General features: G+C 50.3%; 22 protein-coding genes and 2 pseudogenes. 13 read left to right on the plus strand and 11 right to left on the minus strand.

Going from position 1 to position 20,770, the window contains the following annotated elements:
- Positions 1–10: 10 nt before the first annotated feature.
- Positions 11–505, plus strand: a complete 495-nt coding sequence (gene rutF, locus HGD79_RS06350; protein WP_001028095.1) for an NADH-dependent FMN reductase RutF — start codon at positions 11–13, stop codon at positions 503–505.
- Between the two features lie 20 nt (positions 506–525).
- Complete coding sequence (gene rutG, locus HGD79_RS06355; RefSeq protein WP_001240628.1) at positions 526–1,854, plus strand: pyrimidine utilization transport protein G; 1,329 nt, start codon at positions 526–528, stop codon at positions 1,852–1,854.
- Between the two features lie 82 nt (positions 1,855–1,936).
- Here the strand turns inward: rutG and HGD79_RS06360 are convergent, their stop codons facing one another.
- Complete coding sequence (locus tag HGD79_RS06360) at positions 1,937–2,110, minus strand: general stress protein (protein ID WP_001273658.1); 174 nt, start codon at positions 2,108–2,110, stop codon at positions 1,937–1,939.
- A 372-nt stretch (positions 2,111–2,482) separates the two neighbouring features.
- Here HGD79_RS06360 and wrbA point away from each other — a divergent pair, with 372 nt between their 5' ends.
- Both wrbA and HGD79_RS06370 read left to right on the plus strand, forming a co-directional pair.
- Complete coding sequence (wrbA, locus tag HGD79_RS06365; RefSeq protein ID WP_021534123.1) at positions 2,483–3,079, plus strand: NAD(P)H:quinone oxidoreductase; 597 nt, start codon at positions 2,483–2,485, stop codon at positions 3,077–3,079.
- A 20-nt stretch (positions 3,080–3,099) separates the two neighbouring features.
- Positions 3,100–3,327: a YccJ family protein gene (locus tag HGD79_RS06370; RefSeq protein ID WP_001143120.1), complete on the plus strand. Its 228-nt coding sequence runs from the start codon at positions 3,100–3,102 to the stop codon at positions 3,325–3,327.
- A gap of 37 nt (positions 3,328–3,364) precedes the next feature.
- Here the strand turns inward: HGD79_RS06370 and agp are convergent, their stop codons facing one another.
- Both agp and HGD79_RS06385 read right to left on the minus strand, forming a co-directional pair.
- Positions 3,365–4,606, minus strand: a complete 1,242-nt coding sequence (agp, locus tag HGD79_RS06375; RefSeq protein WP_001044280.1) for a bifunctional glucose-1-phosphatase/inositol phosphatase — start codon at positions 4,604–4,606, stop codon at positions 3,365–3,367.
- Between the two features lie 292 nt (positions 4,607–4,898).
- Positions 4,899–6,155, minus strand: a pseudogene (locus tag HGD79_RS06385) (YccE family protein).
- Between the two features lie 260 nt (positions 6,156–6,415).
- Between HGD79_RS06385 and cbpA the strand changes: the two are divergent.
- Together cbpA and cbpM are read left to right on the plus strand one after the other, a co-directional pair.
- The gene (gene cbpA / locus HGD79_RS06390) at positions 6,416–7,336 is read left to right on the plus strand and encodes a curved DNA-binding protein (RefSeq protein ID WP_000420617.1); all 921 of its coding nucleotides are present in this window, start codon (positions 6,416–6,418) and stop codon (positions 7,334–7,336) included.
- Positions 7,336–7,641: a chaperone modulator CbpM gene (gene cbpM / locus HGD79_RS06395; protein ID WP_000024560.1), complete on the plus strand. Its 306-nt coding sequence runs from the start codon at positions 7,336–7,338 to the stop codon at positions 7,639–7,641. The genes cbpA and cbpM overlap by 1 nt, the downstream gene beginning before the upstream one ends.
- A 92-nt stretch (positions 7,642–7,733) precedes the next feature.
- Here cbpM and torD read toward each other — a convergent pair whose 3' ends face one another.
- The 3 genes from torD to torC are packed head-to-tail and all read right to left on the minus strand — an operon-like array spanning position 7,734 to position 12,048.
- Positions 7,734–8,333, minus strand: coding sequence for a molecular chaperone TorD (torD, locus tag HGD79_RS06400; protein WP_096147327.1), 600 nt, complete (start codon positions 8,331–8,333; stop codon positions 7,734–7,736).
- On the minus strand, positions 8,330–10,876 hold the full coding sequence (torA, locus tag HGD79_RS06405; protein WP_001062104.1) for a trimethylamine-N-oxide reductase TorA: 2,547 nt from the start codon (positions 10,874–10,876) through the stop codon (positions 8,330–8,332). Before torA ends, torD begins: the two co-directional genes overlap by 4 nt.
- Complete coding sequence (gene torC / locus HGD79_RS06410) at positions 10,876–12,048, minus strand: pentaheme c-type cytochrome TorC (protein ID WP_001230242.1); 1,173 nt, start codon at positions 12,046–12,048, stop codon at positions 10,876–10,878. The genes torA and torC overlap by 1 nt, the downstream gene beginning before the upstream one ends.
- Before the next feature lie 129 nt (positions 12,049–12,177).
- Between torC and torR the strand changes: the two genes are divergently transcribed.
- Positions 12,178–12,870: a two-component system response regulator TorR gene (torR, locus tag HGD79_RS06415; RefSeq protein WP_001120112.1), complete on the plus strand. Its 693-nt coding sequence runs from the start codon at positions 12,178–12,180 to the stop codon at positions 12,868–12,870.
- On the opposite strand, the gene torT is transcribed toward torR, so the two are convergent.
- On the minus strand, positions 12,843–13,871 hold the full coding sequence (torT, locus tag HGD79_RS06420) for a TMAO reductase system periplasmic protein TorT (protein WP_001264919.1): 1,029 nt from the start codon (positions 13,869–13,871) through the stop codon (positions 12,843–12,845). The genes torR and torT overlap by 28 nt on opposite strands.
- 82 nt (positions 13,872–13,953) lie before the next feature.
- On the opposite strand from torT, the gene torS reads away from it, so the two are divergent.
- Positions 13,954–16,698 carry a TMAO reductase system sensor histidine kinase/response regulator TorS gene (gene torS, locus HGD79_RS06425; protein WP_071828255.1) on the plus strand — a complete coding sequence of 915 codons (2,745 nt, stop codon included), beginning with the start codon at positions 13,954–13,956 and terminating at the stop codon, positions 16,696–16,698.
- A 71-nt stretch (positions 16,699–16,769) separates the two neighbouring features.
- Positions 16,770–17,843, plus strand: a complete 1,074-nt coding sequence (locus HGD79_RS06430) for a 4Fe-4S binding protein (protein WP_000829668.1) — start codon at positions 16,770–16,772, stop codon at positions 17,841–17,843.
- Positions 17,844–17,890: 47 nt separating this feature from the next.
- Here HGD79_RS06430 and HGD79_RS06435 read toward each other — a convergent pair whose 3' ends face one another.
- Genes HGD79_RS06435 through cspG form a run of 4 tightly spaced genes read right to left on the minus strand, consistent with a single transcriptional unit; the run spans position 17,891 to position 18,670 of the window.
- The gene (locus HGD79_RS06435) at positions 17,891–18,064 is read right to left on the minus strand and encodes an addiction module toxin, GnsA/GnsB family (protein WP_001019197.1); all 174 of its coding nucleotides are present in this window, start codon (positions 18,062–18,064) and stop codon (positions 17,891–17,893) included.
- A complete protein-coding gene (ymcE, locus tag HGD79_RS06440) occupies positions 18,054–18,284 on the minus strand; it encodes a protein YmcE (RefSeq protein WP_001316982.1) in 231 nt (76 codons plus the stop codon). The genes HGD79_RS06435 and ymcE overlap by 11 nt, the downstream gene beginning before the upstream one ends.
- Positions 18,259–18,447: a cold-shock protein gene (locus tag HGD79_RS06445; protein ID WP_071524879.1), complete on the minus strand. Its 189-nt coding sequence runs from the start codon at positions 18,445–18,447 to the stop codon at positions 18,259–18,261. Before HGD79_RS06445 ends, ymcE begins: the two co-directional genes overlap by 26 nt.
- Positions 18,448–18,457: 10 nt before the next feature.
- Entirely contained in the window at positions 18,458–18,670 is a 213-nt protein-coding gene (gene cspG, locus HGD79_RS06450) for a cold shock protein CspG (protein ID WP_000066490.1), read from the minus strand.
- Between the two features lie 285 nt (positions 18,671–18,955).
- Between cspG and HGD79_RS06455 the strand changes: the two genes are divergently transcribed.
- The 4 genes and pseudogenes from HGD79_RS06455 (at position 18,956) to HGD79_RS06470 (ending at position 20,691) form a co-directional block, all read left to right on the plus strand.
- On the plus strand, positions 18,956–19,126 hold the full coding sequence (locus HGD79_RS06455; RefSeq protein ID WP_168848332.1) for a cold shock domain-containing protein: 171 nt from the start codon (positions 18,956–18,958) through the stop codon (positions 19,124–19,126).
- 33 nt (positions 19,127–19,159) lie between these two features.
- Positions 19,160–19,857 (plus strand): IS1-like element IS1A family transposase gene (locus HGD79_RS06460; RefSeq protein ID WP_094096600.1). Its coding sequence is split into 2 segments (ribosomal slippage): positions 19,160–19,409 and positions 19,409–19,857, totalling 699 coding nucleotides; the frame shifts between segments, so codons are not numbered across the junction.
- A 6-nt stretch (positions 19,858–19,863) separates the two neighbouring features.
- Positions 19,864–19,944 (plus strand): annotated as a pseudogene (locus HGD79_RS06465) (cold-shock protein); the annotation flags it as partial.
- 441 nt (positions 19,945–20,385) lie between these two features.
- A complete protein-coding gene (locus tag HGD79_RS06470) occupies positions 20,386–20,691 on the plus strand; it encodes a threonine-rich inner membrane protein GfcA (protein ID WP_001295358.1) in 306 nt (101 codons plus the stop codon).
- Positions 20,692–20,770: the final 79 nt, after the last annotated feature.

Here is a 20,770-nt window from a genome sequence, read left to right on the forward strand (position 1 = left end):
GGAGCAAACCATGAACATTGTCGATCAACAAACCTTTCGCGATGCGATGTCCTGTATGGGCGCGGCAGTCAATATCATCACCACGGATGGTCCAGCCGGGCGCGCCGGGTTCACCGCCAGCGCGGTCTGCAGCGTGACCGACACGCCGCCTACATTACTGGTGTGCCTGAATCGTGGGGCGTCCGTCTGGCCGGTATTCAATGAAAATCGAACGCTGTGTGTAAATACACTGAGCGCCGGGCAGGAGCCGCTTTCAAATCTTTTTGGCGGCAAAACGCCCATGGAACACCGCTTTGCCGCCGCCCGCTGGCAGACGGGTGTGACCGGATGCCCGCAACTGGAAGAGGCTCTGGTTTCGTTTGACTGCCGTATCAGCCAGGTGGTGAGCGTCGGCACCCACGACATTCTGTTTTGCGCCATCGAAGCGATTCATCGTCACGCCACACCCTACGGGCTGGTGTGGTTCGATCGCAGTTATCACGCGCTGATGCGCCCTGCTTGTTAACCTCCTAAAGGAGACAGCTGATGGCAATGTTCGGTTTTCCTCACTGGCAGTTAAAATCGACCTCTACAGAGAGCGGCGTGGTCGCGCCGTATGAACGATTGCCGTTTGCTCAGACGGCAGTAATGGGCGTTCAACACGCGGTGGCGATGTTTGGCGCGACGGTGTTAATGCCGATTCTGATGGGGCTGGATCCCAATCTTTCCATTTTAATGTCGGGGATCGGCACGTTACTGTTTTTCTTTATTACCGGCGGGCGCGTCCCCAGTTATCTCGGTTCCAGCGCGGCTTTTGTCGGCGTGGTGATTGCCGCGACGGGCTTTAACGGTCAGGGCATTAACCCGAATATCAGCATTGCGCTGGGCGGGATTATCGCCTGTGGGCTGGTTTATACCGTCATTGGCCTGGTGGTGATGAAAATTGGTACACGCTGGATTGAACGACTAATGCCGCCGGTGGTGACGGGTGCGGTGGTGATGGCGATTGGCCTGAACTTAGCGCCTATCGCAGTGAAAAGTGTATCGGCTTCGGCCTTTGATAGCTGGATGGCGGTAATGACGGTGCTGTGTATTGGGCTGGTGGCGGTGTTTACCCGTGGCATGATCCAGCGGTTATTGATTCTCGTAGGTTTAATTGTCGCCTGTCTGCTGTATGGCGTGATGACCAACCTTTTAGGGCTGGGAAAAGCCGTCGATTTTACTCTCGTCAGCCATGCTGCCTGGTTCGGTTTGCCACATTTTTCCACTCCTGCTTTTAATAGTCAGGCAATGATGCTGATTGCGCCCGTGGCGGTGATTCTGGTGGCGGAAAACTTAGGTCATCTCAAGGCGGTCGCCGGGATGACCGGACGCAATATGGACCCGTATATGGGGCGGGCATTCGTCGGTGATGGGCTGGCGACGATGCTTTCTGGTTCTGTCGGTGGCAGCGGCGTAACCACCTACGCCGAGAATATCGGTGTAATGGCCGTGACAAAAGTCTACTCGACGCTGGTGTTTGTCGCTGCTGCCGTCATCGCCATGCTGTTGGGCTTTTCACCGAAATTTGGCGCGCTGATTCATACCATTCCGGCCGCGGTGATTGGTGGTGCATCAATTGTTGTGTTCGGGCTGATTGCCGTCGCAGGCGCAAGGATATGGGTACAAAACCGTGTCGATTTAAGCCAGAACGGTAATTTGATTATGGTCGCAGTAACCTTAGTGCTGGGCGCGGGTGATTTTGCTCTCACGCTGGGCGGTTTTACGTTGGGAGGGATTGGTACAGCAACCTTTGGCGCGATTTTACTCAATGCGTTGTTAAGCAGAAAGTTGGTTGACGTTCCACCGCCAGAAGTTGTTCATCAGGAGCCATAAACAGAAAACCGCCGGGATTACCGGCGGTGATGACTTTTTGACGAGCCTAAGAAAAAAATGCATTCGTCATTGATTAGCCCGGCTAGTTGTCGCTTTTGCCGTGACTGCTCTTGCCACCTTTTTTACCTGCTTCAGATGCGCGCTGCGGGTCATTCTTGAAATTACCCCCGCTGTGCTGTCCACCTTTTTTACCTGCTTCTGATGCTCTTTCGCGGTCTTCTGCAAAATTGCCGGAACCGCCTCGATGGTTTGCCATTACTGACCTCCGTCTGGGTATAGACATCATATTGCATAGAATTAACGCGGCGTATGGCGGCTGCCATATTTTCGCTACGTGGGACTAAGCTTAGTGAACTGACGCGGGCAGACCCGCGTTTGGTAATATCCTGCAACAGCTTCTTAGCGAGAATAGATATCATCTCAAATAATTATCCATAAGCCGCTCTTATGATTAAAAAAACGCGATGAGATAAAAATGTGTCATTTTGCGACAAAATTACGTGCTTGTGAAAGTTGTTATAAATCAAATAAGTGGTTGTGAAATTTGCACTCTGAAAAGGACGTCTTATCTTTAAATAAGTGGTAGCGAATCGCTACGGAATAGAGATAACACGAGGAGTGGTTAGAAATGGCTAAAGTTCTGGTGCTTTATTATTCCATGTACGGACATATTGAAACGATGGCACGCGCAGTCGCTGAGGGTGCAAGCAAAGTCGATGGCGCAGAAGTTGTCGTTAAGCGTGTACCGGAAACCATGCCGCCGCAATTATTTGAAAAAGCAGGCGGTAAAACGCAAACTGCACCGGTTGCAACCCCGCAAGAACTGGCCGATTACGACGCCATTATTTTTGGTACACCTACCCGCTTTGGCAACATGTCCGGTCAAATGCGTACCTTCCTCGACCAGACGGGCGGCCTGTGGGCTTCCGGCGCACTATACGGAAAACTGGCGAGCGTCTTTAGTTCCACCGGTACTGGCGGCGGTCAGGAACAAACTATTACTTCAACCTGGACGACCCTTGCGCATCACGGCATGGTAATTGTCCCCATTGGCTACGCAGCGCAGGAATTATTTGACGTTACACAGGTTCGCGGCGGTACGCCGTACGGCGCAACCACCATCGCAGGCGGTGACGGCTCACGCCAGCCAAGCCAGGAAGAACTGTCTATTGCTCGTTATCAAGGGGAATATGTCGCAGGTCTGGCAGTTAAACTTAACGGCTAATCTTCAACAGGAGGATACGCATGCCAACTCAAGAAGCGAAAGCTCATCACGTCGGTGAATGGGCATCTCTGCGCAATACGTCGCCGGAAATAGCCGAGGCCATTTTCGAAGTCGCCGGGTACGACGAAAAAATGGCGGAAAAGATTTGGGAAGAAGGTAGCGATGAAGTGTTAGTCAAAGCCTTTGCTAAGACCGATAAAGATTCGCTTTTTTGGGGCGAACAGACCATCGAACGTAAAAACGTTTAACCAGCGACTCCCCCGCTTCTCGCGGGGGAGTTTTCTGTTATTTCACCGCTTCATTCAACACGCTATCAAATTTATCCATCGGGCAGAAACCGTTGGCATCTATCGGGCAACCGCTTAATTCCAGCGTCACACGCTGAGCAGGTGCCTGCAGGGTTAACGCATCGGCATTACGTAACTGTTCCGCACTCTGATACACATATTCAATTTTCATCAAATCGCGATTGGCTTTGCTGTCATGCCAACGCTGGAAAACGATTTTGCCGCCAATCGGCGTGCGTTCGTTCTGGTCATGCAACTGATACGGTTTGAAATCCAGCGCCGTTAACAGAGAGGCAATGTTGGAGTCGTGCCCAACCAACACTGTAATTTTCGGTGCGCTGGTGCGATCGGTGACCAGAGCTTTGTCGATATAACTGACCAGCGGTTTCGCAACATTGCGCGCCACTTCCGGTGAGGTAAACAGGCTGTCCTGGTAGCCGTTTTTAAGCTTCGACAACACCTTCCACTGCTGGTCAGATTTGATTTCTCCCCAGGCCACCTGATCCATCGGAAAACCTTCGTAATATTGCAAAGTAAACGCATCTACCAGCGAGTTGCCGACTTTCAGCGGCCCGGAAACACCTGGTTCTTGTTGATACTTGGCGCTAAAGGTATTTTTGCCATCCACCAGCGAACACTGTTGTTTCTCTTTACAGGCAGGGGAATCTTTATAGTTAACGATTTTTTCCAGTAGCTGGTAGCTGTCGGTAAGCTGGAGTTTGCTGAGCTCTTTCTCCATTGCCGCCACCGCCTGTTCACTGAATGCGGCGGAATCATCGGTGATCACCGGGTTAAAGGTTGGGTCCATAGTGCCCATTTTTTCCTGGTGATGCACAGGAATATCACACCCCGGGAATGCGCCGGTAATAAAGAACTGTGCGGTCGCAACGGTACGTTGCAGACTATTGGCATAGGCATAAACGGTGTACGGCGGCGGGCATTCCCCCGATTTCACCATCCCCTGCTCTGCCAGCCATTCACGCATGTAATGGCCCATATACACTTCGAGCACGCCACCTTTGGTGGTGAGTTGCCCACCGGGGACGTCCCATTCTGGCCATTTATTCGGCGTCGACTGCTCCAGCACACTGCCATTGTTCGCCAGCGGCGCACGTAAGTTATGGCGGCTCATCATGAGCACTTGCTGTAGCTGATAGCCTTCCGGTACGGTTTGTGCCTGAGCGTTTGAAGCGAGTAAAACTATCCCTGCCACAGCTGCGGCGATTAGCGTTTTGTTCATTCCTGGCACCTCTTTTGTTATCAATCACTAAAGAGTGTGACAGAAATATGACTTTTTTCCGGGAACAGGTTCGCAAAATGGCTTGTTGAACGCCTGTTTTTCTATATACATCTTCAAAAACAGGCAAGGTTTGACGCAAACTATGCCTGATTAGCCCCTGCCTCGCGTACGCCGCTGATAATTGCACCTGTGGCTAAACAGAATATCTGCGGCGTTACCAATACAGAGACAATATTTACCAATAAAAAAGTGTGAGACTAATAACAATGGTTTTTAGCATATGCCTTTGCCATTAAATTGCATAACGATTTAAATAGTCGAGTTGCGCATTCATTTCCTTATTTTTTAACTTGTAAGCCTGAGCAAAAAGTTCAGGAGGGAGGTAAACATCATAATGATTGCCAGTGTTTATTAAATAACCATACTCAAGATCTTCATCTGTTGAAAAGGATTCATTCCCTAAGGAGATTGATGCCACATTACTATTAACAATAAATAATGAGCAAATGCTATCTGAAAGAGCAGTGAGGAAATTTTTCACCTCATTAATCCTCTTCTCTGGGTCGGTGTCTAAAACAAGGCGTGCCTTGTTATCATTAAATATAAACTCGGGTAAATGCAGTATGCATTTTTTGTCATTCAAGCAACTATCAATAAATTATTTTTTAAAAAACAGAAAGTTCCATGACATAAGACTACCCTCCCCCTGAATTTTGTTGTCAGATTGTAGATCAACGCCAAATAACGTCTTTACATCTTCCCTGAGATTATAGAATGCCGTATCAACAAGAGCCTCGATCGTTTGTTTATCAACAATTTTAATAAACTCTTCGTATACTTGCTTTTGCGTCTTATGGCTGCCCAGCGCCCATGAATACTCATGTTCTTTTAAAACCAGTATGGCCCTTAACAGACAATAGCCATCGCCATCTACTGGAGCGTATTTTAATCCATAAGTTTTATTAATTTCACTCTGAATAAAAGATATACCAGACAAATCAATACCAGAATCTAAATCAGATATTCCCGGCGTATTTATCTGTTCTGGCTGGATACTCATATTTTCATCATCTAAACAATACTCAGAAAAAACATCATCACACGCAGTAATGTTTTCAATATATTCCATAAAGCCATACCAATAATAACCTTTAAAATCTGTGATAGACTCTGAACCTCTGCCCGGCAAGGACACTCTAACAATATCAACATTTTGAACATATTGTATAGTATATGTAATACCTCCTGAAACCCCTGAATAAATTTGTGTATCATTAGTACGCAATGTTCTCATAAATAATGATAGATCATTATCATTCTGCATTTCCTCAAATTCTTTTTCTAGTGATTCACATTCCAGACATGGAGTATCCTCTTCATTTACTTTACGTCTGAGTTCATTGTATAACCGCATAAAACACACCAGTGTGTTTTCAAAAAGCGTGATTGAATATGTTTGATTTTTTTCGTACTCATTTTTTATATCGTTCCAGGCCTGTTTCAAATAATTATTTGCAGTGCAACTAATTCCATGTATATTACTACCCATATATAGCGTCTATAAAATTTAATAAATAATGACGCCCCAGTTAAACTTAAAGTGCCTGGTTCAACTATCAAAAATCGCTCACCCTTTTTCACCTGTTTAAAATATGTTCAGTAACCCATCTTGATGGCGACCTCCTCTCCGCGATGATTTCAATAACATATTCTGTGTTGGCATATGAAATTTTGAGGATTACCCTACACTTATAGGAGTTACCTTACAGGGGTTCCTTCAATTTGTGTTGATTTACGCGAGATAACGCTATGGAATTAAAGGATTATTACGCCATCATGGGCGTGAAACCGACGGACGATCTCAAGACAATCAAGACCGCCTATCGTCGACTTGCCCGCAAATACCATCCTGATGTCAGCAAAGAACCGGATGCCGAAGCCCGCTTCAAAGAGGTCGCTGAAGCCTGGGAAGTGTTAAGTGATGAACAACGTCGCGCTGAGTATGATCAGATGTGGCAACATCGCAACGATCCGCAATTTAACCGTCAGTTCCATCATGGCGACGGTCAGAGTTTTAATGCCGAAGATTTTGACGATATCTTCTCGTCAATTTTCGGTCAGCATGCCCGCCAGAGCCGTCAACGCCCCGCCGCACGCGGCCACGATATTGAAATCGAAGTGGCGGTATTCCTCGAAGAAACGCTGACTGAGCATAAGCGTACCATCAGCTATAACCTGCCGGTTTATAACGCCTTTGGCATGATCGAACAGGAAATCCCGAAAACGCTGAATGTGAAGATCCCGGCGGGCGTCGGCAATGGTCAACGCATCCGTCTGAAAGGCCAGGGGACGCCGGGCGAAAACGGTGGTCCAAATGGCGATTTGTGGCTGGTGATTCATATTGCGCCACATCCGCTGTTCGATATTGTCGGCCAGGATCTGGAAATTGTGGTGCCGGTTAGCCCGTGGGAAGCGGCGCTGGGTGCTAAAGTCACCGTTCCAACACTGAAAGAAAGCATTTTGCTGACTATCCCGCCAGGCAGCCAGGCCGGGCAACGATTGCGCGTTAAAGGCAAAGGTCTGGTGAGCAAAAAACAGACCGGCGATCTGTATGCGGTACTGAAAATCGTGATGCCGCCGAAACCGGATGAAAACACTGCCGCGCTGTGGCAGCAACTGGCAGACGCCCAGTCGTCTTTTGATCCACGTAAAGATTGGGGGAAAGCATGATGGCTAATGTTACGGTGACTTTTACTATTACCGAATTTTGCCTGCATACCGGCATCTCTGAAGAGGAGTTGAATGAAATTGTCGGTTTGGGGGTGGTTGAACCGCGTGAGATCCAGGAAACAACCTGGGTATTTGACGACCATGCCGCCATTGTGGTGCAACGCGCGGTACGCCTGCGTCATGAACTGGCTCTGGACTGGCCGGGGATCGCGGTGGCGCTGACGTTAATGGATGATATTGCACACCTGAAGCAGGAAAACCGCCTGCTACGCCAGCGGCTTTCCCGGTTTGTAGCTCATCCGTGATGTGTGTTTGCCGGATGTGATGACGCATCCGGCAACTGCGCCATAATGCCTGATGCGACGCTAAACGCGTCTTTTCAGGCGCATAAACGACGTTATCTGTTTTGGTGGTCGCACTCCACTAACACCAGCAATAACTGGCTTAGTGCCGCGTAAAAACCAAAGCTGTCATACTGATGGCAACGCGCAGCAAACTCTCGTAACCATTGCCACAGCGCCGTCAGTGTTTTTTGCCGCAAACTGTCGATTCTTCGCGCAGGAACGGTCCCCTCTCCCAGCGAAAAATGCAGATGACTCAACAACTCGAGATAGATCGCCAGATGGTCTGCCGGTTCGTTGAAATTGCCGCTGGTTTCCATCCCTGCCTCAACTAACAAGCGTTTAATCTCTTGCTCGTCCTGTTTGTAGGCCGATGCATACGGCAGCGCCGCTTGTTTGTCGGTCATCAGAAACAGGCCGCAAAAGTCAGCGGCCAGTTCCAGACGGGCATCGTCACGTACTGTCAGCGTGGCAATACAGTTTTCCAGCTCATTCACCGCCGCAGCCAGCGGCGGTTCGCTTTTCAGCAACGAAAACCATTCAGCCATCTGCGCACTGGCGATTTGCGTCAGTTGTTCATCGTCCAGTTCACGGGAGAACAACTGCGCCAGCCAGGCGTAAACACAGGCAATCTGTTGTGCTGTCAGCGTGGTCATGATTTCACCTGCGACGCGGGAACATATTCGCACTGCGCCACCATCTCCACAGGGCCGTTAAACGCCGTCACCTGCTCCACTGCTCCATTGTACTTCTCAATTTCCACCAGCGTAGTGTGCGCACTGGTCGCCTGCGCCAGCTGCGAAGTACCGATGTCGATGGTCAGCACGTTGGGGTTACCGTATTTGCACAGCGCACCAGGCTCGCCGCCTTTATCTGGATCGTACCATGCCCCTTCGTGAATTCGTGCCACGCCGGGTGCATAGCGGTCAGAAACGACTGCCCCTGCCAACACCTGACCGCGAGCGTTAAAGACGCGTACCACATCACCGTTACGAATACCGCGCGCGCTGGCATCCTGCGGGTTAATGAACACTGGCTCTTTACCCGCTACCGTATATTGCTGACGCAGAGTTTCCGACTCACATAACTGCGAGTGAAGTCGGAAATCCGGATGCACAGATTGCAGATGCAACGGATACTTCTGCGAGCCGGGCCCACCGTGGGAGCGTTCGATTTTCTCAAACCACATCGGATGCCCCTGACAATCGTCGTAGTTCATATCGGCGATGGTTTTCGAGTAGATCTCAATCAGGCCACTCGGCGTGCCCAGCGGTTCGAGATCCGGATCTTCGCGGAATGCCTGGTGGCGAACAAACATCTGCGGATGGTCAAACTCGACGTACTCTTTGTTATTCCAGAAGTCATCAAACGCTGGCAGATGAACGCCGCGTCCTTTGCCTTGTTGTACACCTTCCTGCCAGATGCGTTTCAGCCAGCCCATTTCGTCCAGCCCTTCGGTAAAGGCTTCTTCGCGATTAAAGCGACGGCACAGCTCGCGGAAAATATCAAAGTCGTTGCGCGCCTCGAACTGCGGCGGCACCACCTGTTTCATGGCGATAACGCCACGGTTGGAGTGGTTGCCGTACTGGTCGAGATCGTTACGCTCAAACTGCGTGGTCGCAGGCAGCACGATATCGGCAAAGCGGCAGGTTGAGGTCCACTGGTTATCTATGGCGATAACCGTTTCCAGCTTGCGCCAGCCTTCAATAATGCGGTTGATCTGCTGATGGCGATGGAATGGGTTAGTTCCGGCAAAAATACACATTTTCAGCGGCGGCAGTTTTACCGATTTACCGTTCCAGTTGATCACTTTCCCCGGTTCGAGGATCGCATCGATAAAACGGGCAATCGGAATGGTGCTGCTGTAGCCTTTGTAATCACTGTTGTCGTGAACAGGCGGAATCGACGTAGAGCCGGAGAAACCACTCAGAATAACGCCTTTACGCCCCGGCGTGCCTGCGCCGTTATAGTGCCAGCCAAAACCAAAGCCACCACCTGGCAGGCCAATTTGCCCCAGCATCGCCGCCAGAACCACAATCATCCACGCCCACTGTTCACCGTGCTGCATACGCTGCACGCACCAGCCAGCAATAATTTGCGTTCTGTTCGCCGCCATCTGCCGCGCCAGCCCACGAATGGTTTCGGCATCAATGCCGGTCAGTTTTTCAGCCCATGCGGCATCTTTCGGCTGACCGTCTTTCTCACCCAGCAGGTACGGCAGGAACTGCTCAAAACCCACACAGTAGTTAGCGAGGAAGTTTTTGTCGTACAGGTTTTCACTGTACAGCGTATACGCCAGCGCCAGTTGCAGCGGCACATCAGTTTGCGGGTTAACCGCAATGTGCTTCACATGCTCGCGCCCCAGATACTCATGGGTGGATGTGACAACCGGATCGATGCTGATGACCTCAATTTCACCGGCGGCGACTTTCGCTTTTAGCTGCGCGTAATATTCATAAACATCGTGATCCGGGCACCACCAGTTCGCTTGCTGGTTTTTCAGCAAATCAGAGCCCCACAGCACAATGGTTTTGCTGTTCTGCAATACCAGCGGCCAGGAGGTTTGCTGTTCATACACTTCCATTGAGCCAACCACGCGCGGCAGGATCACCTGCGCAGCACCGGTAGAGTAATCTCCGCCCGTACCAACGCTATTACCATGCAAGGCAATAGCTTTCGCCAGCATCCCCGAAGCGTTATGGAACATCCCCGTCGATTGCCAACCACTGGCGGTCAGCAAGGCACTCGGCCCGTGAGTTTTCTGCACGCGTTCCAGTTCTTCATAGAACATGTCGAGGGCTTCATCCCAGCTCACGCGCACAAAACGGTTATCACCGCGCTGGGAGGTATCGCTGAGATGGCGCTTACGCAGCCAGTCCACGCGTACCATCGGATAACGAATACGCGCCGCGTTGTGTACGTGATCCGGCAATCCGGCAATCATTTTCGACGGATATTTATCCAGTTCGAACGGTTTTGCCGCCACAAAGCGACCATCCTTCACCGTCGCGCGGATAGCCCCCCAGTGCGACCCGGTAAGAATGCCCTCTTTCGAGATGACAGCGTCAGTCGCCGCTTGCGCCGCAGTCGCACGGCGCGGCGTTAACAATGACGGCCCCAGCATCCCGGCGACGGTTAAGCCGCCGAGTTGTGCCAGAAAACGCCGACGTGATGCCTGAAAGAGATCGTTATTGTTCATTATTTTTCTTCCTTCTTATCGCCGTGAGCCTTACCTGCGGTGTCAGACGCATTCATTTGCAGATATTTCAACAAGGTGCGTTCTTCACGTTTATCGAGACTGGTAAAGCCAATCATGCCGTTGAGCGTGCCGATCCAACCGTTAGCGTCAAAGTGGGCGATTTCCGGTGCGCCGTGGCACTGGTTACAGGTGCCGTTGTACAACGAATCCGCATAAGCCCAGATCGGTTTGATATCGTTCACCATGTCGCCTTTCTTCATCCACGCAGTGGCCTGCAACTTGCTCCACTCGGTATTGGTGTCGGCAACGGTGGTTTTCTCCAGCGTTTTTACCTGCTGCTGCACATCACCACGAATCGAGGCAACAAAGATGCGTTTACCTGGGAATTGGGTGAGTACACGCTGACGTCCGGCGCTTTCCGTCCAGCCGGTAATTTCAATTTGCAGCCAGTCGCCGTCACGTTTAAGGACTTTCACTTCCGAAGCAGGCAGCAGAGAACCAGAGGCTTCTTTATCGCCTTTCGCCGCATAAATTGGCTTAATATCAATAGAGTACAGCGTGTCACCACTGTCATTAGCACTGGCGCGCAGCTCATCGAACTGCTTACGGAAGCCGCTACTCATATCCGGTAACTGGTGGGCAATACCTTTATGACAGTCGATGCAGGATTGATTATCTTTCGCTGCCACCTTCATCTGACGTGCCGCTTCAGGATGCTGCTTCGCATGATCCATCGCATCGTAGTTATGGCAGGAGCGGCAGGTTGCCGAGTTGTTTTCTTTCATTCGCGCCCATTCACGCTCGGCAAGTTCCGCGCGTTTGGCTTCGAATTTTTCAGGTGTATCAATGGAGTGAGCAATAAAGGTCTGGTAGATATCATTGCTCGCTTCCAGTTTGCGCTTCACCATGCCTGGAATATCCGGCGGGATATGACAGTCATGGCATTCAGCTCGCACGCCGGAGGCGTTCTGGAAATGCACCGACTGTTTATATTCTTCATACACCGGTTGCATACTGTGGCAACTGACACAAAATTCGGTTGTGCTGGTGACTTTGATCCCAACGTGTGGCAATACAATCAGCGCAATGCCAATCACAATCCCAATTGCGACCAGCGCCAGTACCGACCAACGAGCACTGGGTCGGCGTAGCGCGTTCCAGAGTTTCCGCATAATAGCCCCTGTAAAATTATGGTTTAGTGAAGCGATCTTAATGAGCAAATATGAACAGCGGCACTGGTTAGGATGAACGGCTTACGGCAGAATATGAACAGATATGAACAGAATGAGTAAAACCCTCTGATGCCACATCACATTGTTATTGTTGAAGATGAGCCGGTTACCCAGGCGCGATTACAATCTTACTTCACTCAGGAGGGGTATACCGTTTCCGTTACAGCGAGCGGTGCCGGGCTGCGGGAAATTATGCAGAATCAGCCGGTAGATTTAATTCTGCTGGATATCAACTTACCCGATGAAAATGGCCTGATGTTAACCCGCGCCCTGCGAGAACGCTCAACGGTGGGGATTATTCTGGTTACCGGACGCAGCGATCGGATTGACCGTATTGTTGGGCTGGAAATGGGCGCAGACGATTACGTCACCAAACCGCTGGAACTGCGCGAACTGGTAGTACGGGTGAAAAATCTGCTCTGGCGAATCGACCTCGCGCGACAAGCTCAACCGCACACTCAGGACAACTGCTATCGCTTTGCCGGTTATTGCCTGAATGTGTCGCGCCATACGCTGGAGCGGGATGGCGAGCCGATTAAACTGACCCGCGCAGAGTATGAAATGTTGGTGGCATTTGTGACGAATCCGGGCGAAATTCTCAGCCGTGAACGTCTGCTACGTATGCTTTCTGCGCGTCGGGTGGAAAACCCTGACCTGCGCACCGTCGATGTGTTAATTCGTCGTTTACGTCATAAACTCAGCGCGGATTTACTGGTGACGCAACATGGTGAAGGTTATTTCTTAGCCGCTGATGTGTGCTGATAAAAATAGACCGGACGAAATCCCCCTGGTGACAGCGAGCGGCGAATATGTTCACGGTCGGCATTTTTCGGCGTCAGAACTAAAATCGGTGGGCTGACATTATCAGACACCGATTGCCCCTGTAATTGCCTGATGGCCTGCTCAACCGCCAGTTCCCCCTGCCAGACCATTTGATCGCTGGCAGCCATAATCACTCTTCCCCGCTTCAGCCCGCGATACACCTGATGTGAAAGATAAAACGACACCACGGTAAGCGGCGTTTTCAGGTTACGCCCTTCACCCATTGCCGCCTCTGCCGCAATGGCCGTTCCGGCAACGACGTCGATTTCTGGGTGGCGTTCCAGCATCTCCTGCAACAGGTTACGCTGGATTTCAATATCGTTATCACCAAGCGCAATATCAACAATACGCACCGGGCTTCCGGCAATGGCTGCGCGAAAACCCTCGACCATCTCTTTACTGCCCCCGGCATTATCGGGTCCGGGCATCAACAGCACGTTCAGTGGTTTACCGTGCGCCCATTGCACCAAATATCGCCCAGGTTGATAGCCCATCTGAAACCAGGGTACACCAACGCGGCTTTTCACCTGGGGAGCATCAATAGCATTTACCAGTTCGATCACCGGCAGACTTGCTACCTGCTTTTGCAGATCGGGAAATGAGGTCGTGCTACTACCGAGTAAAATGGCCTCTGCGCCCCACTGTTTACACTGGTCGATTTGTGCTTGCTGGGTAGCCAACTGGCTGTAGCCGCCTGCCTCCAGCACTTTTAAATCCACACCATAGCGGCGAGCTGCCTCCTGCATACCATAGTTCAACGATAACCAGTATGAATCTTTCAGGCTGGGATAAAGCGCGCACAGTTTCCATGCGCGTTTGGCTTTAAGCGGCATAGAGGCTTGCACCGTGAAATGCTGCGCATCATGCCAGCGCAACAGGTTATCAGCCGAAAATGCCGGCAACATGAAAAGGGAAAGAAGTAAAAATAGCAGTACGCGCATGATAGCCTCATCAATAATAAGGCTTTATGCTAGATGCATTCCGCTTTGCGACTCAACCTTTTTCACCTTAAGTGCACCGACCGTGAATTTAACCCTGACCCGAAGACTCTGGATGGGCTTTGCCCTGATGGCGCTGTTAACCCTGACCAGTACCCTGGTGGGATGGTACAACCTGCGCTTTATCAGCCAGGTGGAAAAAGACAACACTCAGGCATTGATTCCTACCATGAATATGGCGCGCCAGTTGAGCGAAGCCAGCGCCTGGGAACTTTTCGCCGCGCAGAACCTGACCAGTGCCGATAACGAAAAGATGTGGCAGGCGCAGGGGCGAATGCTCACCGCACAAAGCCTGAAGATTAATGCGTTGCTGCAAGCGTTACGGGAACAAGGTTTTGATACCACCGCTATTGAACAACAGGAGCAGGAGATCTCCCGTTCATTACGTCAGCAAGGGGAACTGGTGGGGCGGCGTCTGCAACTACGCCAGCAACAACGGCAACTCAGTCAGCAGATAGTCGCTGCCGCCGATGAGATCGCACGCCTGGCGCAAGGTCAGGCGAATAATGCGACAACTTCCGCTGGAGCGACCCAGGCCGGGATTTACGATTTGATCGAACAAGATCAGCGTCAGGCTGCTGAAAGTGCACTCGATCGGCTGATTGATATCGATCTTGAGTATGTTAACCAGATGAATGAACTGCGCCTTAGCGCTCTGCGGGTGCAGCAAATGGTGATGAATCTGGGGCTGGAGCAGATCCAGAAAAATGCACCAACGCTGGAAAAGCAGCTCAATAATGCGGTGAAAATTCTGCAACGTCGGCAAATACGCATTGAAGATCCGGGTGTTCGTGCGCAGGTCGCAACAACGTTAACTACCGTTAGCCAATATAGCGATTTGCTGGCGCTGTATCAGCAGGACAGTGAAATCAGCAATCACCTACAAACTCTCGCACAAAATAACATCGCCCAGTTCGCGCAGTTTAGTAGCGAAGTCAGTCAGCTGGTCGACACCATTGAGCTGCGTAATCAGCACGGACTGGCGCATCTGGAAAAAGCCAGTGCACGCGGGCAATACAGCCTGTTATTGCTGGGGATGGTTTCACTTTGCGCACTGATTCTGATCCTTTGGCGCGTGGTTTATCGCTCAGTCACGCGTCCACTTGCCGAACAAACGCAGGCGCTGCAACGGCTGCTGGACGGTGATATTGACTCCCCTTTCCCGGAAACCGCTGGCGTACGGGAGCTGGATACCATCGGGCGGCTGATGGATGCGTTTCGCAGCAATGTTCATGCACTGAATCGCCACCGCGAACAGCTGGCGGCGCAGGTCAAAGCGCGTACAGCTGAATTGCAGGAACTGGTGATAGAACACCGACAGGCACGGGCGGAAGCAGAAAAAGCCAGCCAGGCAAAATCGGCGTTTCTGGCGGCGATGAGCCATGAGATCCGCACACCGCTGTACGGTATTCTCGGCACTGCTCAACTGCTGGCAGATAACCCCGCACTTAACGCCCAGCGTGATGATTTGCGGGCAATTACTGACTCTGGTGAATCGTTGCTGACCATCCTCAACGATATTCTCGATTATTCCGCTATCGAAGCAGGTGGCAAGAATGTTTCGGTCAGCGATGAGCCCTTTGAACCGCGCCCGCTGCTGGAAAGTACCCTGCAATTAATGAGCGGACGGGTGAAAGGTCGCCCGATTCGCCTGGCAACGGCAATTGCCGATGATATGCCGTGCGCGTTAATGGGCGATCCACGACGTATTCGTCAGGTTATAACCAACCTGTTGAGCAACGCCCTGCGTTTTACTGACGAAGGGTACATTATCCTGCGTAGTCGCACTGATGGCGAGCAATGGCTGGTCGAAGTGGAAGACAGCGGCTGCGGTATTGATCCCGCGAAACTGGCAGAAATCTTCCAGCCATTTGTGCAGGTAAGCGGCAAACGCGGCGGCACCGGGCTGGGGCTGACTATCAGTAGCCGTCTGGCCCAGGCGATGGGCGGCGAACTGAGCGCCACCAGCACGCCGGAGGTTGGAAGCTGTTTTTGTTTACGCTTGCCGTTACGTGTTGCCACGGCACCCGTGCCAAAAACAGTCAATCAGGCGGTGCGTCTTGACGGTTTACGTTTGCTGTTAATTGAAGATAACCCGCTAACCCAGCGAATTACCGTTGAGATGCTGAACACCAGTGGTGCGCAGGTTGTTGCTGTTGGCAATGCCGCGCAGGCTTTAGAGACACTGCAAAATAGCGAACCGTTTGCTGCCGCACTGGTGGATTTTGATCTGCCGGATGTCGACGGCATTACGCTTGCCCGACAACTGGCACAGCAATATCCGTCGCTGGTTTTGATTGGCTTTAGCGCCCATGTCATTGACGAAACGCTGCGCCAGCGTACCAGTTCATTATTCCGCGGGATTATCCCTAAACCGGTGCCGCGTGAAGTGCTCGGTCAGTTACTGGCGCACTATCTCCAACGGCAAGTCAATAACGATCAATCGCTGGATGTATCGCAACTCAATGAAGATGCTCAGTTAATGGGGACGGAGAAGATCCACGAATGGCTGGTATTATTTACACAACATGCCCTGCCGCTTCTCGATGAAATCGACATTGCCCGCGCCAGTCAGGATAGCGAGAAAATAAAGCGTGCCGCGCATCAGCTAAAAAGCAGTTGCTCGAGTCTGGGAATGCGTATCGCCAGCCAGCTATGCGCACAACTGGAGCAGCAGCCATTATCTGCCCCCCTTCCACACGAAGAAATTACACGCAGTGTTGCCGCTCTGGAAGCATGGTTGCATAAGAAAGACCTGAACGCGATTTGAATCAATATCAGCCAGTTAAGAACAACTAGAATAGTGGCATTTGGTATACAACTTAACGGACTGGCAAAATCATGGCAGAGAATAAAAGAACCCGCTGGCAGCGGCGGCCAGGCACGACGGGCGGCAAATTACCGTGGAATGACTGGCGTAATGCCACGACCTGGCGTAAAGCGACGCAATTATTACTGTTGGCAATGAATATTTATATTGCCATCACGTTCTGGTATTGGGTGCGCTATTACGAAACGGCAAGTAGCACGACATTTGTCGCCAGACCGGGAGGTATCGAAGGCTGGCTACCGATTGCCGGGCTGATGAATCTGAAATATAGCCTTGTAACAGGTCAGTTACCGTCCGTCCACGCCGCCGCGATGCTGTTATTGGTCGCTTTTATCGTCATCAGTCTATTACTCAAAAAGGCCTTTTGCTCATGGTTATGCCCGGTTGGTACGCTTTCTGAATTAATCGGCGATCTCGGTAACAAACTGTTTGGTCGGCAATGTGTCCTTCCCCGCTGGCTGGATATTCCTCTGCGCGGCGTGAAGTATTTGCTGTTGAGTTTTTTTCTCTATATCGCGTTATTGATGCCCGCTCAGGCGATTCACTATTTTATGTTGTCGCCCTACAGCGTGGTGATGGACGTTAAAATGCTCGATTTCTTTCGTCATATGGGGACCGCGACATTAATCAGCGTGACCGTTTTGCTGATTGCCAGCCTGTTTATTCGCCATGCCTGGTGTCGTTATCTTTGCCCATATGGCGCGCTGATGGGCGTGGTTTCGCTATTGTCGCCGTTTAAGATTCGTCGCAATGCCGAAAGTTGTATCGACTGTGGCAAATGCGCAAAAAATTGTCCATCACGGATCCCGGTCGATAAATTAATTCAGGTACGAACAGTGGAATGTACCGGCTGTATGACTTGCGTAGAGTCATGTCCGGTAGCCTCAACATTGACCTTTTCACTGCAAAAACCTGCGGCAAATAAAAAAGCCTTTGCGTTGTCTGGCTGGTTAATGACGCTACTGGTTCTGGGGATTATGTTTGCGGTGATTGGTTACGCAATGTATGCGGGAGTATGGCAAAGCCCGGTACCGGATGAATTGTACCGACGCTTAATTCCACAAGCGCCAATGATTGGTCACTAAATTAGCAACAAGCGGAACATCACCTCGCACGGGTGATGTTCACAAAATCACATTATTTTGATTTTGACATCATAACTTTCAAGCCCGGTCATTTTTTCTCGTGCGGTGAAGCGAATTTCAGAGACTTCTTTCCCTGTATTCTTGTTCAGCTCGGCGATTTTTTGCGCGATAAAGTCGGCGATTTCCGTTTCGGCTTGTTTTTTTAACTCTTCAATATTCACTGTTAACCTCTTCTGGTCTTGAAAGACAGCAACACGCCAGTAAGGTGTTGGTTCCCGGTACCCTGGTCAGGTAAGAAATGTTATAAGCCATCTCCCCGAAAGATTCAATAATCAACAGGTTATCGCTTACTATACATACAGCGTTGAAGAAAAATAAGGCAGATATAAAAAAGGCTCCACGAGGGAGCCTGATATTATTTTGTGAAATCCAGCGGCGCATGGTCCGTGCGTATTTGCAGCGCGACGTTATCAAAGGTGATCATCGTCGATTTACAAAAAATACACTTAGCGCCCAAAGGGTTTCGCTCCGTCACATCGAATGCCGATGTACGGTACTGTGAACCATGACAACATGGACAGCGGAAATGGAGATGTTGAGTAATAACGGCAACCTTAGAGCGTAACAACGTTCGCTGCCGCGGGGCCACGTTGCCCCTGCTCAATAGAAAATTCAACTTTCTGATTTTCGTTCAGCGTGCGGAATTCATTGCTCTGGATGGCAGTGAAATGGACGAAAACGTCTTTGCTGCCATCATCAGGAGTGATAAAGCCAAAACCTTTATCTGCGTTAAACCATTTTACTAAACCAGTCATTTTATTAGACATATTTTACTTCCTTCATTTTGGGCCTTTCGGCAAACAGGGCTTTAATACAGAAACTACTTAGTGTTCAGGAGAGAGACTCAAAAGAAGGGGATAATGCCTGATAATGAGAACTGCTTTAGTAAACTACTTTGTATGCTGTCTGTCTTTCAAACCGACGCAGCTATTAACGCATGATAATTGAGATTAAGCAAATTTTATTTTAGCCGTCCGGCGGTCTTAAATATCGCTGGCTTTATTTTATTAACCCCGTATAGTGCAGCGCAGTATTTTCAGTAAGGAATTTGTTTGTCCCGTAAAATGACAGGAATTGTCAAAACCTTTGATCGCAAAAGCGGCAAAGGATTCATTATCCCCTCCGACGGTCGTAAAGAAGTTCAGGTCCATATTTCCGCATTCACTCCCCGCGACGCAGAAGTGCTTATACCAGGATTACGGGTGATGCTGCCAACTTACTGATTTAGTGTATGATGGTGTTTTTGAGGTGCTCCAGTGGCTTCTGTTTCTATCAGCTGTCCCTCCTGTTCAGCTACTGACGGGGTGGTGCGTAACGGCAAAAGCACCGCCGGACATCAGCGCTATCTCTGCTCTCACTGCCGTAAAACATGGCAACTGCAGTTCACTTACACCGCTTCTCAACCCGGTACGCACCAGAAAATCATTGATATGGCCATGAATGGCGTTGGATGCCGGGCAACTGCCCGCATTATGGGCGTTGGCCTCAACACGATTTTACGTCACTTAAAAAACTCAGGCCGCAGTCGGTAACCTCGCGCATACAGCCGGGCAGTGACGTCATCGTCTGCGCGGAAATGGACGAACAGTGGGGCTATGTCGGGGCTAAATCGCGCCAGCGCTGGCTGTTTTACGCGTATGACAGTCTCCGGAAGACGGTTGTTGCGCACGTATTCGGTGAACGCACTATGGCGACGCTGGGGCGTCTTATGAGCCTGCTGTCACCCTTTGACGTGGTGATATGGATGACGGATGGCTGGCCGCTGTATGAATCCCGCCTGAAGGGAAAGCTGCACGTAATCAGCAAGCGATATACGCAGCGAATTGAGCGGCATAACCTGAATCTGAGGCAGCACCTGGCACGGCTGGGACGGAAGTCGCTGTCGTTCTCAAAATCGGTGGAGCTGCATGACAAAGTCATCGGGCATTATCTGAACATAAAACACTATCAATAAGTTGGAGTCATTACCGGATTACGTGTGGAATTTTGCCGCGTAAATGGCCTGCGAGGACCAACAGCGGCAAATGTTTATCTCTCTTAATATGACGCTGCTTGTTTAAAGCTGACTGGTTTTATTGGAATAGTGCAATAGTCAACATCATACATTATAACATCAGTTACTTTTCCACAAAGAAACTAATCCATTTAAGCGAATATCTCTGCACCTAATAGTTATAAATGCCATTTAACAGCCAGTTATAGTACCACTTGAAACTATATTACCAACAATAATTAATAGCTTTCGTAACAATTTCCGTATCTTTAATTTGTATTTTGCTAAGATTTATCTTATGCTCACAAGTCGTATTTCCAGAGGGGGATAGTTAACAATCTTATATTTCCCTCTGCGCGCCTTTCCTACCCGCAGTATATAGTGCAAGCGGTATGAGGAAAGGGAGATTTCACAAGGATGTTATACTCAAAGTAGACAATCCTGATCTCAAGCGTACGTATTGTCCATGCGATGAATAAAGGAAAAGTTATGAAACACAAGCTTTCTGCAATCCTTATGGCCTTCATGTTGACGACGCCAGCTGCGTTTGCTGCCCCTGAAGCAACAAACGGGACCGAGGCAACGACGGGTACTACTGGCACCACAACGACCACTACCGGCGCAACCACGACTGCTACTACCACTGGTGGCGTGGCTGCTGGCGCTGTCGGCACGGCGACAGTTGTCGGTGTGGCAACGGCTGTTGGTGTGGCGACGTTGGCAGTTGTTGCAGCAAATGACAGTGGCGATGGCGGTTCTCATAACACCTCAACCACCACGTCCACTACACGCTAATACTGCTTTAACGCGTCGAAATTAAAGTTAAATGATACCCGGTTGCGATATTCGTACCGGGCTTTAGAGATTTGCATTT

Source organism: Escherichia sp. SCLE84, assembly GCF_012584495.1.
In the GTDB taxonomy this organism is placed as follows: domain Bacteria; phylum Pseudomonadota; class Gammaproteobacteria; order Enterobacterales; family Enterobacteriaceae; genus ECMA0423.

Coding starts and splice junctions, on each gene's coding strand:
- rutF (WP_001028095.1), top strand. CDS start 11: ATGAACATTGTCGATCAACAAACCTTTCGCGATGCGATGTCCTGTATG.
- rutG (WP_001240628.1), top strand. CDS start 526: ATGGCAATGTTCGGTTTTCCTCACTGGCAGTTAAAATCGACCTCTACA.
- HGD79_RS06360 (WP_001273658.1), bottom strand. CDS start 2,110: ATGGCAAACCATCGAGGCGGTTCCGGCAATTTTGCAGAAGACCGCGAA.
- wrbA (WP_021534123.1), top strand. CDS start 2,483: ATGGCTAAAGTTCTGGTGCTTTATTATTCCATGTACGGACATATTGAA.
- HGD79_RS06370 (WP_001143120.1), top strand. CDS start 3,100: ATGCCAACTCAAGAAGCGAAAGCTCATCACGTCGGTGAATGGGCATCT.
- agp (WP_001044280.1), bottom strand. CDS start 4,606: ATGAACAAAACGCTAATCGCCGCAGCTGTGGCAGGGATAGTTTTACTC.
- cbpA (WP_000420617.1), top strand. CDS start 6,416: ATGGAATTAAAGGATTATTACGCCATCATGGGCGTGAAACCGACGGAC.
- cbpM (WP_000024560.1), top strand. CDS start 7,336: ATGGCTAATGTTACGGTGACTTTTACTATTACCGAATTTTGCCTGCAT.
- torD (WP_096147327.1), bottom strand. CDS start 8,333: ATGACCACGCTGACAGCACAACAGATTGCCTGTGTTTACGCCTGGCTG.
- torA (WP_001062104.1), bottom strand. CDS start 10,876: ATGAACAATAACGATCTCTTTCAGGCATCACGTCGGCGTTTTCTGGCA.
- torC (WP_001230242.1), bottom strand. CDS start 12,048: ATGCGGAAACTCTGGAACGCGCTACGCCGACCCAGTGCTCGTTGGTCG.
- torR (WP_001120112.1), top strand. CDS start 12,178: ATGCCACATCACATTGTTATTGTTGAAGATGAGCCGGTTACCCAGGCG.
- torT (WP_001264919.1), bottom strand. CDS start 13,871: ATGCGCGTACTGCTATTTTTACTTCTTTCCCTTTTCATGTTGCCGGCA.
- HGD79_RS06430 (WP_000829668.1), top strand. CDS start 16,770: ATGGCAGAGAATAAAAGAACCCGCTGGCAGCGGCGGCCAGGCACGACG.
- ymcE (WP_001316982.1), bottom strand. CDS start 18,284: ATGCGCCGCTGGATTTCACAAAATAATATCAGGCTCCCTCGTGGAGCC.
- cspG (WP_000066490.1), bottom strand. CDS start 18,670: ATGTCTAATAAAATGACTGGTTTAGTAAAATGGTTTAACGCAGATAAA.
- HGD79_RS06470 (WP_001295358.1), top strand. CDS start 20,386: ATGAAACACAAGCTTTCTGCAATCCTTATGGCCTTCATGTTGACGACG.